This is a genomic window from uncultured Spongiibacter sp. (assembly GCF_964011655.1).
Lineage (GTDB): Bacteria > Pseudomonadota > Gammaproteobacteria > Pseudomonadales > Spongiibacteraceae > Spongiibacter > Spongiibacter marinus.
Genome location: NZ_CAXGPO010000010.1, coordinates 75,500 through 89,093 on the forward strand (window position 1 = coordinate 75,500; position 13,594 = coordinate 89,093).

Genomic DNA, 13,594 nt, shown 5'->3' on the forward strand with positions numbered 1-13,594 from the left:
GCAGCCTACTGCGCATTGCGCGGATTGTATGAGCGCTCCCAAGTTTGTAGATAGGCCTCCGCCGAGTTGAACAGGGCATCGATAGCTTCTTGACCGCCCTCGAGTCGGACCTCTTCAACGTAGTCGGCAACAAGGCCGTAATGGGCCATGCCCACTTCATCGATATGCCAGTACTTGCCGCTTTCGGGAATGGTCAGCATTTGCACGGTGACGGGCTCGGCGCCTTGGAACTGTGGCCCCCAGTCGTCACCCTGGAACAGTACAAAGGGATATTGCACTGGTTCGGAGTCGCCGCCGCGTGGTCCGGCGTGGCCGCCAAAGCCGTTGCCGTCAGCGCCATAACCCAGTGCCATCAGGGAGTCGCTTACACCGGCTTTTTCGCGCCAGAATTTCAGCTTTTCCATAAACTCTTTGTGCTTAACACCATTGCCCTTGTAGGGGTAGATTACGCCGCCATTTTTAAGGATGCGCGCGGCCTGATCACTGGTCAGGCCGCCGTGGGCGTCGTGTGACGATACCATCGGGTAGGCGGGCGTTCGCTGTTCCGCAAGGTCGAGCATAATATCCTTGCTGTGGTAGGCGGCGTGGTCGATATCCATCACCATGCCGCGATCCATCATTGCGTTGAGCGCATAGTTACCCAGCTCGGTTACTGTGCGGGCGTTGCAGCGAAGTCCCTCGGGGTAGATTGGCAATGCGCCGCCGGTGATATCGAGCACCATGCTGGATAGCGGGTCATTGCCGCTGCCGGGCAGCGCGGTTGCAATGGCGAGGCCGGGATCGCGCACGGTGGGTTCTTCGCTGGGGTAGTCGCGGCACTCAGAGGTTTTCCAGAAAGAGCCGGTATCCAACAAATTGAGGAAGTTCATAATGTCGCTGAACAGGCCGGTGCCGCCCAGCGCTGTGTCGATATCGTGGTAGGCGTAGAGATGGCGCACGCCAAGATCCCACAGCTCCTGTAGCTTGGCGTCGATCTGTGCTTCATCACACTTGGGAATTTCGATATTGCCCGCGATCATGGTCATGCCGCAGTCGAAGACCTGTGCGGCCTCCATTCCCAGTACCACTGCTAACTTACCCTCGTTAATGACCTCGCGTGCCTGCTGGGGGCTGGTAACTATGCGGTACCACCCTTTACCAGGGCCGCCGTGCTGGGCGTCGACGTAGTCCTGAATTTCATACATGTATTTGATTTGTTTGATGGCGATGCTCATATCGTTGCAGTCGGCATCGGGCGTCAGTGAATAAATAGAGCCCACGGTGCACAAACCAGCAATATTGGTGCCGTGGTTGACCATCAAACGCAATCCGGCCAGCCAGGCGCGCTCCACCCAGCGGTAATACAGCACGGTATGAGACAGGGACTTGTTGCGCGGCCAGTCGACAAAGGTCGGCCAGCCCTGCGTTTCATGGTTGGGCGATGCGCCGGTTTCCAGGATGAGGTCGGGACCGCGAATACCGTTGGGGCCGTGGAGTTCTTCGCAGTCTTCGAGTGCGTGAGTAACGCCAAAGCGATGGAAGGCCTCCCCGTAGAGTACGCCGCCAGCAGAGGGACCAACGTCACCGGCGTAGGACAGCTCGCTGCTCATGCCCATGTGATTGTGGATGTCGGCAAAGCCGATAGCGGGTTGGTCAATACCGCGACCTTTGAAGGTTTCGCCAGCCACCGAGGTGGGCATTTCCGGATAGCCACTGCAACCTGCTGTGGGGGCAAACAGGAATTGGCTGGCTGCGCCGCCGGCGTCGCCTGTGCTTAGCGCGCCATCGGCAGCAACGCTCAGTGTTTGTCCGCTGTGGCTTTGCAGGCTAAAGGTTTTGGCGCTGGCATCGCGCTCAATGGTCCAGATGGCGTCGTCGCTGGGCTCCGTCGCGGCGGTGATATTGCCGCCGCTGGCAGTAATAAAGCGCTCGTCGCTGGTATAGAGCAAGTATTTGCCGAGAGTTGCCGGCCTCATATAGAAGCGTTCGGCGCTGGTTTTCGCGCTGTCCATGCGCAAGGTGCTGTCGCTGAGAGCGGCGTATTGCTTGGTCGCATTGGATTGCAGAGAGTAGCAGCCGTTGGCCATGGCAAAGCGGGTTTCGGGAATACCGCGTTGGCTGGTGTTGTTATTGTTGTTACTCGATGATGAGCTTGAGCCGCCACATGCGGCGAGCAGCACGGCGGCGAGAAGCGTGATAGAGAGCTTGGCGTTCATACGTATTACCCGGGTTGTGATGGTTTTGCCTTCCTGGCGCACTGCGATCGCAGTGGACAAATTCTAAGCAATAAGAACTCGTCGATACCCTAGTGTGCAATAGTATGTTGTCACTGTCATCTATCTAACAGTAATTTAAAGTTTGCGGTTTAATTTTGTCGCTGTGCGGCGATTTTCATTTCTGTGGCGAGGGGCTCACCCAGGTAGCGGTCGATGGTGTAGTGCGCCGCATAAATTACCGGGGTGAGCGCAATGGCCATGGTAAATTTGTACAGGTAGTTCACGACGCCAATGGCGAGCACCAGCGATAGCCCCCAATCGGCGCCGAGATAAAAGGCAACAAACAACACAACAAAGCTGTCGATAAACTGGCTAACTAGCGTGGAGCCCGTCGCGCGCAGCCAGATCAAGCGCTCGCCGGTACTGGCTTTGATACGGTGAAATACCGCGACGTCGATAATTTGGCCGATAAGAAATGCCACCAATGAGCCGATAATGATCCACAGCCCTTGGCCGAAAACCAGCCGGTAGGCGTAGTCATAATCGGAGACCTTGCTGGCAATTGCCTGCTGCTCCGCGCTGGGCAGTGCAGGGCTGATATGAGACTGGGGCCAAAAGTCGGCAGGGGTGAGCTCAATGCCCACGTAGAACATTGCAAAGGCGTATAGAATCAGGCCGACGGTGAGGTAGGAGAGCAGCTTCACGCCGCGTTGCCCGTAGTATTCGTTGATCAGGTCGGTGAGTACAAACACAAAGGGCCACAGCAGCACCCCGGCGGTTAAATTGAAGGAGAGGTTGTCGACGCCGAACAGGCTCAGCGACAGTGGTTCAATCCCAAGGCTGTGCTCCAGCGAGAAAATCTTAACGCCAATAAACTCAGCAATTAATGCATTGGCGACAAAAAAGCCCGCCATTAAGATGAAGAGTTTGATAGCTTTGTTATTAACAATATTGTCGATCATTCGTGGCCTGCTGCTTGGGGGCAAATGCGCTCGGCAGGACTGCCAAACAGGAAATAACATGACAGGAAGCGTTTCTGAGAACAAGTCGCCAGTGCTGCTGATAAGCGGTGCCTCCCAGGGTATAGGCGCAGCAATTGCCCGGGAGTTTAGCCGCCAGAACCCCGCTATGCGGTTGGCATTAGTGGCGCGCAATGCCGACAAACTGGAACAGGTTGCCGCACAGTGTAGCGGTTCCGCAAGGGTTGAAATCTACCCTTGTGACGTGAGCGATGCGGCGGCTGTGCAGCGTCTTGGTCAGCAACTGCAGCGCGATATGGGCGCCGTCGATGTGCTGATTAATAATGCGGGCAGCTGGCACGGAGAGCCGGTAGCGGACATGGCCGTAGAGGACTTTGACCGGATCATCGCCAGTAATTTACGCAGTGTCTTTTTGATGTGCCGCCAATTTTTGCCGGCGATGCTTGAGCGTGAAAGCGGTGATATTTTTAATATGGCCTCTACCGCAGGGCTGGAAGGCTACGCTGGCGTGTCCGCTTACTGTGCAGCCAAACATGGCGTACTGGGGTTTGCCAAGGCCTTGCGTGAAGAGGTGCGCGGTAAAAACATTCGTGTATGCAGTGTTTCGCCGGGGCCGACCTGGTCGCCGTCGTGGGAAAATAGCGGTATCGCCGAGCAGGCCCTGATGCCCGCTGAAGATGTTGCGCGCGCGTTCTGGCACCTCTACGCGATGGATCGCAATGTCGTTACCGAGGACATTGTGCTGCGACCGCAGCAGGGGCACATCAGCAGCTAAGCGACTCATCCATTTGGGTTTTGCTGGCGGCAGGCTGAGCAGCGTAAGATCACATTAATAACAATAATGTAACAAAAGGTTTTGCGTATGCGCGCTCAGTTGTCGGTGCTTGCTGCACTGCTATTCGGCCTAACCGCTTGCGGTGGGCAATCTTCCTCATCATCCAATACCGCCTCGCCAGAGCTAGATGCAGCCCTGGCGCGCGGTGCCGTGCCCAGTGGCGCGCCCGCGGCGGCGTTTGGCGACATACCCCAGCTCCACTCACCGGCAAGCTGGCCCTTTGAAGAGGGCGCGCCGCGAACGTCCGGCACGGGCCGCTATGCCCACGGCGCCTATTACTGGACCGACTTTATTTACGACGCCAATGGTGCCAAGGGCCCCAATGTGCCGTTCTATCGCATTGGCACGCCCACCGGCGGCAGCCTGCATTACCCTGCGGCAAACATGGCGGGTAACGGCGCCGATTTATTCGTTGTCGCGCTGGGACGAAAAAATGGCGAATTATTTTTCCGGGTGGATTGGCAAACGCTCATTGACCACAGCGTGCCGGTGGCGGCCTTTGCCATCGACAACCAGGAAGGGGGCAGTGAAGAGTGGCCGGGTATTACAGGCCTGCGCAGCCCCGGGGTCGATGCCCTACTGATGTTATCGGCGAATGGGGCCTTTATTGATTATAAAGATGGCAGTGGCCCGCAGTTTGTGGGGCCGGTCACTGTGGATATGGCATCGCGATCGTTTATTGCGGCGCTGCCGCAGAGCAGCTTGGCGACGGATCAGCCGTGGACGCTGTACGTTGCCTCGGGCATCAACAATGGCGAAGGTGGCTTCCTTAACGATAACGCGGGCTTTCGCAGCCTACCTCATCAGCCGCCGGTATTTAACCTGGCTTTTCGCGACTACGACGATGAGCCGGCGTTATTTAATTTCTGGTTTGATGAAAGTCAGTCGACGGCGCTGAACACGGGCGATGTTTCCGCCTTTTCCCAGCAAATTGACTGGGCGCGAATGGGCGAGACGGAGCCCGAGCCGCTGCACTATGGCTACAGTAATCGCTGGTATCTGTCCTCGGTAGCGGGTACCGAGCTCGGGGATGGCAACTTCGCGGCGGGGGTTGATCGCAGCGAGGCGGGGGTGGTTGCCGACCCCGGTTACTACGATGCTGTTCAGCCCTACGGGATTTATATTCCCAGCAGTTACTCGCCATCTTCTGAGTCGCCGAGCCTGTTTACCTGGTTGCTGCACAGCTTTACGCAGAACCACAACCAATACAGTGCCAGCGTCCCGAACTACTTGTTAGCGGCCTGCGAAAATCTTCGCCAGTCGGTGTGTGTCACGCCGCTGGGCCGCGGTTCAGCCGGTTACTATGAGACCGCCGCAGAGCTGGATTTCTGGGAGGTGTGGCGCGATGTGGCGGCGCATTTCAATATCGACAGCGAAGCCGTGTTTACCACCGGCTACTCGATGGGTGCGATTGGCTCGATCAATCTCATGGTGAAATACCCTGAGGTGTTTTTTGGCGGGGTGATCCTTGCCGGCTCCCATGCCAACGCTAATCTGTTGCCGTGCTCGCTGGATAATAACGGCTGCGTCGAGCCCAAGGGGCCGGAGTTGATGGAGAACCTGAAATGGAACGGGTACTACCAGGCCCACGGCACCTTTGACCAACTTGTGCCCTTTCCGGATGCGCGCGCCACGGCAGACGGCATGCGCGACTTCGGCTATCGCTATGTCTTCGACCACTACTTAGTGGAGGACCATATTGTCTGGACCCTGAAAGATGCCGGCTACTCTGCCTTTGAAAAAGCCGCACAGTGGATGGTGGACTGGCAGGCATCAGAGGGTCAGCGTCGCGCTGCTCCCGGTGAGCTGGTTTATCGCTGGGAGCCAGATAAGGTGAATGCCGATTGGGGCATCGGGCCTACTGGGGCGTGGTGGTTGGAAGAACTTGAGGCCGTTGCAGGCGCCGAGTTTGCCGAAATTCGCGCCCAGTCCGGCGCCTTACCCGAGCCCAGTATTTCTTTGGAGCCCAGCGTAGGCGAGTTGATTTTTCCCGATGCGACGACCTTGAGCCCAGCCGTGCGCGACAGTCAGTTGTGGCAGCGAGGGAGTGCAGAGGCGGCGACCGGAGAGCTGCGGGCCAGCCTGGTTCAGGTGGCAGCGCTAACGATCAATTTGCGCGAGGCAGGTATTGCTGAGCGCGACGATAAACGTCTTGTGCTCAGTAGCGATAGTCCCTACCAGCTTCGCCTCACCGGTCTGGATGATGGCCAGAGCGTTGAGGTTGAGGGCAGTCGCTGGCAGGTGCGTAACGGCGAGCTTGTATTGAGTATGCCGGCGGGCGACAGCCAGGTGGTGTTCCCATGAAGCATAGTGTTTCCAGGAAGTGTGGCTTCCCCGTTAACGGGCTAGTAATTCTCGCCGCTGTGAGCGCGCTGTTAGTTGCTTGCGGGGGCAGTTCTTCACCCTCTGAAACAATAACGCCAGGCCCAATAAGCCAACATTGCGGCGAGCTTAGTGAACGACCGTGGTGTGACGCCTCGCTATCAGCCGCGCAGCGCGCGGAATTGTTGGTGTCTGCAATGAGCCTGGAGCAAAAAATCGATTACCTCGCGGGCGACGATCCCCAGGCCTCGGCCAGTGGCGACCCCTATGTCGGCATCGTTAATGGTATCGATGCCTTAGGCATCCCGCCGCTGAGAATGAGCGACGGCCCGGTTGGTGTGCGCGGAAGTCCGGCCACGGCGATGCCGATACCACTGGCCTTGGCGGCAAGTTTTAACCCGGCGCTGGCGCATGAAACTGGTGCAGCGATCGCCAATGAAGTGCGTAACAAGGGTAATGATCTCGTGCATGCGCCGGTGGCCGATTTAGTGCGCAACCCGCTGGCGGGGCGCAGCTTCGAAACCTTTGGTGAGGATCCCCTGCTGGCAACACGAATGGTTGTCGAGTGGGTAAAAGGCAGCCAAGCCCAGGGCGTAATGGCCAATATCAAACACTATTTGATGAACACCCAGGAAGGCATCGTTAGTGTGCCGCCCGTCGCTGCGGTGGTGGGTGGCCGCTCGGTAGTGAATGCAGTGGTGGATGAGCGCAGTATGCGCGAGTTGTATATGCCGCCCTACGAAGCCGCGGTGAAGGAAGCGAATGTTGCTTCGGTAATGTGCGCCTATAACTACGTGAACGGTGCTCCAGCGTGTTCTTCAGAGTACTTGTTGAAAAGCGTATTACGCGATGAATGGGGTTTTGACGGCTTTTTAGTCACCGATTACTTCTTTGCCCAGAAAGATACGGTGCAAACCGCAAATGCCTCGCCCATGATCGAAATGCCCTACGGCGTATTTTTCTCCCAGCCTTTGTTGCAGGCGGCTGTGCAGTCTGGCGCGGTGCCTGAGCAGGTTCTGAACGACAATCTTACGCAGATATTTCGGCGCTTGTTCAGCGTCGGTTTTTTTGACCGCCCCCGTTATCAGCGCAACGACGACAATATCGACCAGGCGGCCCATGCGGTATTGGCGCAAGATGTTGCCGAGCAAGGGGCGGTGCTGCTGCGCAACGAAGGGGTGTTGCCGTTGAGCGACGATGTTCGCCGCATCGCGGTGATCGGTGCGTCGGCGCAAACGCGCCCGAGCGGGGGCGGTTCCTCTTTCGTGACGCCATTTCGTTTTAAAACGCCACTCGAGGCGTTAACGGAGCGGGCGGGCGACGACGTAGCGGTCTCTTACTATGACGGTAGTGATATCGCTGCCGCAGTAGCGGGCGCCGCCGAGGCAGATGTCGCATTGGTGTTTGCCAGCAATTTGGCAACCGAGGGCAGCGACCGTTTTTGTTTGGCACTCGACTGCACACTCGCCGATGCGCCTGACTCCCTATTGCTAAACAACCTCCAAGGGGGAGCCCCCACCTTATTGGATCAGCTGACAGATCCGGTATTTGCCAGTTCGCCAATACGCGAGGTACTTGATCAACTGTTTGTGCCGCTGCTGTTAGGCGCGCCGTTGCTGCCGGTGTCTCACGACAACCAGGATGCATTAATCACTGCGGTGGCGGCCGCAAATCGCGATTCCGTGGTGGTGTTACAAAATTCAGGAGCGGTGCTCACGCCGTGGCGCGAGCAGGTTAACGCGCTATTGCAGGTCTGGTACCCAGGGCAGGAGGGCGGTAGTGCCATTGCCCGGCTGCTGTTTGGCGATACCGACCCGGGCGGCCGCCTGCCGCTGAGCTTTCCGGAGGAGGAGCTGGACAACCCTGTTGCCGGAGACCCTCGGCGCTACCCGGGCCTTGCCAATCAAGCGGAGCATAGTGAAGGCGTTTTTATCGGCTATCGTTGGTTTGATCAGCAATCGCGTGAGCCCGCCTACCCCTTCGGCTACGGTTTGTCATATAGCGAGTATTCGTTGACGGACTTGCGAGTTATCCGCGACGAGGGTGGGGTCGTGGTAACGGCGCGGGCGAGCAATATCGGCGACCGCGCCGGTTGGGTGGTGCCGCAGCTATATGTTGGCCTGCCAAGCCCGGCTGCTGGTATTGAGCAGCCGCCGTGGGCGCTAAAAGACTTCTCCAAGCATTGGTTGGCACCGGGCGAGTCAGCAAGCCTGCGCTATCAGCTTAGCTCACGGGATCTGAGCTATTGGGATGACAGCGCCAAAGACTGGGCCATGGCGGCCGGTGACTACCAATTCGCGCTGGGCTGGTCCTCTCGCGACCGTGTTATGCAACAGCAGCTATCGCTGGGTGGCCTGTGAGTGCAGTTTACGGCGCTTGCTGCTAGAGTGTATTCACTGAATACATTGTGCGCGATGGCGCGCAGATAATAATAAGCGTGTGCAAGAGAGGCCTGTTATGCCGCGATCCGGTACGTTTTATCGAACCTGTAACCTCTGTGAAGCCATGTGCGGTGTGGCGATAACGCTGGAAGAGGAGCAGATTATCGCGATAAAAGGGGATGAAAACGACCCTTTTAGTCGCGGCCATATCTGCCCCAAAGCGCTGGCTCTAAAAGACCTGTATGAGGATCCCGATCGTCTGCGCAAGCCAATGGAAAAGCGCGATGGCCAGTGGCATGAGCTGGAGTGGGAGGAGGCGCTGGATAAAGTTGCCGAGCATATGCGCAGTCTCCAAGAGGAGCATGGGAAGGATGCACTTGGGGTCTATTTGGGCAACCCAAATGTGCATAATCTGGGTGGAACCCTGCTCAACGGCGGTTTTTTGCGCGCGCTAAAAACGCGCAATAAATTTTCGGCGACGTCGGTAGACCAACTGCCCCACCATATGGTCGCCTGGAAACTGTTCGGGCATCAATTGCGCATCCCTGTTCCCGACATCGATCGCAGTGATTATTTTGTCATTATGGGCGGTAACCCGCTGGCGTCGAACGGCAGCATTATGAGTGTGGCGGACGTGCGCGGTCGGTTAAAGCAGGTAAGGCAGCGCGGCAAAGTGGTGGTGATTGACCCGCGGCGAAGTCAAACGGCAGAGCTGGCTAATGAGCATCACTTTATACGCCCCGGTAGCGATGTACTGCTGCTCTTGGCGATGTTGAATCACTTGTTTGCCTCAGCGCAGGTGACGTCCGGCCACTATCGCAGTTTGCTCGATAGCGACCCAGTGGCGCTCAAACCGCATTTTGATGCCTACACTCCCGAGCGGGTGGCGGAACATATTGGCATCAGTGCCGCCGATATTCGCAGACTGGTGGACGAGTTTTGTGCGGCCGAGGCGCCGGTGTTGTATGGGCGCATGGGCGTATCGGTGCAGGAGTTTGGCGCGCTGTGTCAGTACTTGATTATGCTGTTCAACGTGCTTACCGGTACGCTCGATAGCCCCGGCGGCTTGATGTTCACCACGCCCGCAGCCGACATTTTGCCCCAGACCGGGCGCGGAAACATGGGGCGCTTTCACAGCCGGGTTCGCCAGCTACCAGAATTTAATGGCGAGCTGCCGGTCTCCACGCTGGCAGAGGAAATTACCACCCCCGGTGAAGGCCAGATCAAAGGCATGGTGCTGATCGCGGGAAACCCGGTACTGTCCACGCCCAATGGCGACCAGTTAGATAAGGCTTTTGCCAGCTTGGACTTACTGGTGTCGGTAGACTTCTATCTGAATGAAAGTAGCCGTCATGCCGATTTTATTTTGCCGCCGGTCAGCCCGCTTGAGCGCGAGCATTTCGATGTGATTTTCAATCTGTTGGCGGTGCGCAACAATGTTCGCTACGCGCCAGCATTATTCCCTCCCGGTGCTGAAGCCCGCCACGATTGGCAAATTTTGTTGGGCCTGCGGGACCGCCTCGCACCGCCCCGCTCGATGAAGGAACGGCTGAGCCGCCGCGTTGAACAACGCCTCGGGCCAAGCGGCCTGTTGGCCTTCCTATTGCGCCGGGGCCCCTACGGCGCCGGTTTGCATCCCTTTAAGGGATTGACGCTGTCTAAACTGAAATCCGCGCCACACGGTATTGATCTGGGGCCGCTGCAGCAGCAGTTGCCGAAGGGGCTTTATCATAAAGATAAGCGTATTCACTTGAGCGCGGCGTTTTTCCTGGCTGACCTGCCCCGTGTTGAGCAACGCTTCTTCGAGCAACAGCGCGCGGCAGCATTCTTACTTATCGGCCGCCGGGATGTGCGCAGCAATAATTCTTGGTTGCATAACAGCCAGCGCTTAGTGAAAGGGAAGTCGCGCTGCACGGTATTGGTTCACCCCGATGATGCCCGGCGCTTGAATATTGCCGACGATGACACCGTGCGAGTCAGTTCGCGGGTTGGCAGTGTTGAGTTACCGGCATCAGTCAGCGACGAGGTGATGCCCGGTGTGGTTAGCATTCCACACGGTTGGGGCCATCACCGCAGTGGCACGGCCTGGCGCCGCGCAGAGGCCAATGCCGGGGTGAGTGTGAACGACCTCACTGACGAGCAGTTTATTGACAGCCTGTCGGGAAATGCGGCGCTGAACGGTGTGCCGGTGAACGTAGAAGCGGTTGCATAGGCGATGGCACGGGATTTGCCACGCAGGGTTTGCCAATAATAAAAAAAGATAACCATGTTCCATGGAGTGCTGGAGAGCTGTAAATGAAAACGAACAAAGCTGTGTTGTTCCCGCTGGCGATGTCTGCGCTATCGACGTTGTGCGTCGCGCCGAGTTTTGCGCAAACTGAAAATCGCGCCATGCTGGAAGAGGTAGTGGTCACCGCTCGGCGGCGCGAAGAGAGCCTGCAGGATACCCCGCTGGCGGTATCGGCGTTGGGCTCGGATATGCTTGAGCAAATGGGTATCAGCGATATTGAAGACGTGGAAACACTGGCGCCCAGTCTGCAGTTCTCGCAGACCAACTACAAAGCGCCGGCGGTCTTTATTCGCGGCATTGGCCAGCGCTCGGGTAATCCCGTGCTGGACCCGGGGGTGGGCATGTATTTGAACGGGGTCTACGTGCCGCGCTCTGATGCCCAGCTGCTCGATGCGGTTGATGTGGCGTCGATACAGGTATTGCGCGGCCCTCAGGGTACGCTGTTCGGCAAGAACAATATTGGTGGCGCCATACTGGTTGATTCGAAAAAACCGTTTACCGACGGCTTTGAATTTGGCGCAAAACTTGGCGCGGGGAATTACGGGCAGAAAAGTGCCAAGCTCGATGCCAACCTACCGCTCAGCGACAGCATCGCTATGCGTGTCGCGGTGAATGCCAAGCGCAGCGATGGCTCAATCGATAATGTCGCCGCTGACTATGCGCTGTTTGATCAGGACCGCATGGCGGTGTCATCGCGGCTGATTTGGTATGTCAACGATGAGTTCGAAGTCGACGTCTTCGGCTTTTTAAGTCGCATCGATGAGCGCGGCTCACCCTACAACTGCGTTTTTCAAAACAGCAGTGCCATTCTTGCGCAGGGCATTTACCGAGGGGCTGATGGTTCGGATTTACAGGCCGCCTGTAACGAGAGCTCTGAATTGGCGAAAACCTTTAAGGTCAGTCAAACCGCGGAGGATGCGGTCTATGCGATCGACAACCATATGCTGGCACTCACCTTGCGGGGCTCGGTTGCGGGAATAGATGTAGAGAGCATTACCAGCTACGCGATGCAGGACAATATCCGAATTAGTGGCGACTCTGATGGCACGGCGATTCGTGCAGTGGCGGTTGGCCCTGATGCCGGTTATCAGGTACTCAATGGCTCCGATGATCCGTCGGTCGGCGATGCTGTGCGCGAGCAATTCAGTCAGGAGGTGAAATTCAACGGCACCGCCTGGGACAATACCTTGAACTACACCTTTGGTGTGTTCTACGCCGAGGAGAGCTTGGAAAATAGCATTGATGGCACCGAGGTGGGCGACAACGGCTTGGTGGCGGTAGGGCCGGGCGCTGCGGTTGATCTGGGCATTCCGCTTCCCAATGCCCTGGTGTTGCCCGTGCAGGCCAACGCCGTTGCCTTGGCCGACTACGAAAACACCACTGCGGCAGTGTTTGCGCAGGGAACATGGGATATGACCGAGACCCTGCAGCTGACATTGGGTTTGCGCTATACCGAAGAAGAGCGCAGTACGGTGCAAATTCAAGGCACGCCGGACTACGATGAATACGCGAGTCGGCTCAATGCCCAGATTGGCAGCAACCCCGCGATATTGCTGCCTGTCACCCATGTGATGGACGGTATTTTTTCGCCGGTACCGCTGACGCAGTATTTTGCCTATGAGGCGCCCTCGGTTCCTCTGCTGTATGCGGCGCCGCTGCGCGGTGATACGCGCTTCTCGGAATTTACGCCAGCGGTCACGCTCAATTACCTGGCTGATGATGAACTGCTTGAGTCCTTGAATCTCGACAGCTTTATCGCCTATGCCACTGTGAGCAAGGGCTTTAAGTCGGGTGGTTTGGATGTGCGCTCGACGCAGACCGATTCGTCGATCAAGCAGTTTGAGCCTGAGATTGTCGTCAACAAAGAGATTGGTTTTAAATTAGACGCCTTGGATAGCCGCCTGCGTTTCAATGTAGCGGTGTTCCAGATGGATTATACCGATCTACAGGTCGCGCTTTATGAGCGCGGCACCACTCAAACAGAAGTGGTGCAGTTTACCGGCAATGCGGGCGAGGCCGTGGTCGACGGGTTTGAATTTGAGATTACCGCCCTGCTGGGTGATTTCACCATCAATGCCAATGCCGGGTATACCGACGGCGACTTTATTGACTATGACCTGGGTACCAATACCGCTGATGGTTTTGCGATTGTTGACCGCAGCGGCGAGGCCTTTCCCCAGGTGCCGCAAAATGTTCGCGGCGTTGTCGTGCAATATGATTGGCACTCGCCGATTGGTCTGATTATTCCACAGCTGCAGTACTACTATTCCGATGAAATATTCATCGGTACGGATTACCTCAGCGGTGACTACGCGAGCTCGACCATCGGCCAGTACGAGCTTTTCAATGCCAGGGCGCGTTGGCAGATCAATGAACAGATGGGCGTATCGGCCTACGTGAATAACCTAAAAGATGACCCATACTTTGTTGGCGGGATCGCAGTAACCAGCGTGATCGGGGTTGCCAATCGCGTTCCCGGAACGCCGCGAGAGGTGGGCGTAGAGTTTAGCTACCAATTTCAATAAACTGTAATGCTGCCAGGCCCGTGGATGGTTAGGGCATTTACGGGCATTTGCGTTGGTAAAGATGGA

At 57.1% G+C, this 13,594-nt stretch carries 7 protein-coding genes; 5 read left to right on the forward strand and 2 right to left on the reverse strand.

The features are described 5' to 3' along the window. Positions 1 to 5: 5 nt before the first annotated feature. On the reverse strand, positions 6 to 2,195 hold the full coding sequence (locus ABNS66_RS07095) for a peptidase M19 (protein WP_204995262.1): 2,190 nt from the start codon (positions 2,193 to 2,195) through the stop codon (positions 6 to 8). Positions 2,196 to 2,344: 149 nt separating this feature from the next. Next, entirely contained in the window at positions 2,345 to 3,157 is an 813-nt protein-coding gene (locus ABNS66_RS07100) for a queuosine precursor transporter (RefSeq protein ID WP_286836791.1), read from the reverse strand. A gap of 58 nt (positions 3,158 to 3,215) precedes the next feature. Between ABNS66_RS07100 and ABNS66_RS07105 the strand changes: the two genes are divergently transcribed. The 5 genes from ABNS66_RS07105 to ABNS66_RS07125 all read left to right on the forward strand — a co-directional run bounded on the left by ABNS66_RS07105 (position 3,216) and on the right by ABNS66_RS07125 (position 13,528). Beyond that, positions 3,216 to 3,950: an SDR family oxidoreductase gene (locus ABNS66_RS07105; RefSeq protein ID WP_286836793.1), complete on the forward strand. Its 735-nt coding sequence runs from the start codon at positions 3,216 to 3,218 to the stop codon at positions 3,948 to 3,950. 87 nt (positions 3,951 to 4,037) lie between these two features. Then, positions 4,038 to 6,314, forward strand: coding sequence for a hypothetical protein (locus ABNS66_RS07110; protein ID WP_286836795.1), 2,277 nt, complete (start codon positions 4,038 to 4,040; stop codon positions 6,312 to 6,314). A gap of 215 nt (positions 6,315 to 6,529) precedes the next feature. Further along, a complete protein-coding gene (locus ABNS66_RS07115; protein WP_286836797.1) occupies positions 6,530 to 8,692 on the forward strand; it encodes a glycoside hydrolase family 3 C-terminal domain-containing protein in 2,163 nt (720 codons plus the stop codon). 97 nt (positions 8,693 to 8,789) lie between these two features. Then, the gene (locus ABNS66_RS07120) at positions 8,790 to 10,925 is read left to right on the forward strand and encodes a molybdopterin oxidoreductase family protein (protein WP_286836798.1); all 2,136 of its coding nucleotides are present in this window, start codon (positions 8,790 to 8,792) and stop codon (positions 10,923 to 10,925) included. Between the two features lie 83 nt (positions 10,926 to 11,008). After that, entirely contained in the window at positions 11,009 to 13,528 is a 2,520-nt protein-coding gene (locus ABNS66_RS07125) for a TonB-dependent receptor (RefSeq protein WP_286836800.1), read from the forward strand. Positions 13,529 to 13,594: the final 66 nt, after the last annotated feature.

Coding starts and splice junctions, on each gene's coding strand:
- ABNS66_RS07095 (WP_204995262.1), bottom strand. CDS start 2,195: ATGAACGCCAAGCTCTCTATCACGCTTCTCGCCGCCGTGCTGCTCGCC.
- ABNS66_RS07100 (WP_286836791.1), bottom strand. CDS start 3,157: ATGATCGACAATATTGTTAATAACAAAGCTATCAAACTCTTCATCTTA.
- ABNS66_RS07105 (WP_286836793.1), top strand. CDS start 3,216: ATGACAGGAAGCGTTTCTGAGAACAAGTCGCCAGTGCTGCTGATAAGC.
- ABNS66_RS07110 (WP_286836795.1), top strand. CDS start 4,038: ATGCGCGCTCAGTTGTCGGTGCTTGCTGCACTGCTATTCGGCCTAACC.
- ABNS66_RS07115 (WP_286836797.1), top strand. CDS start 6,530: ATGAGCCTGGAGCAAAAAATCGATTACCTCGCGGGCGACGATCCCCAG.
- ABNS66_RS07120 (WP_286836798.1), top strand. CDS start 8,790: ATGCCGCGATCCGGTACGTTTTATCGAACCTGTAACCTCTGTGAAGCC.
- ABNS66_RS07125 (WP_286836800.1), top strand. CDS start 11,009: ATGAAAACGAACAAAGCTGTGTTGTTCCCGCTGGCGATGTCTGCGCTA.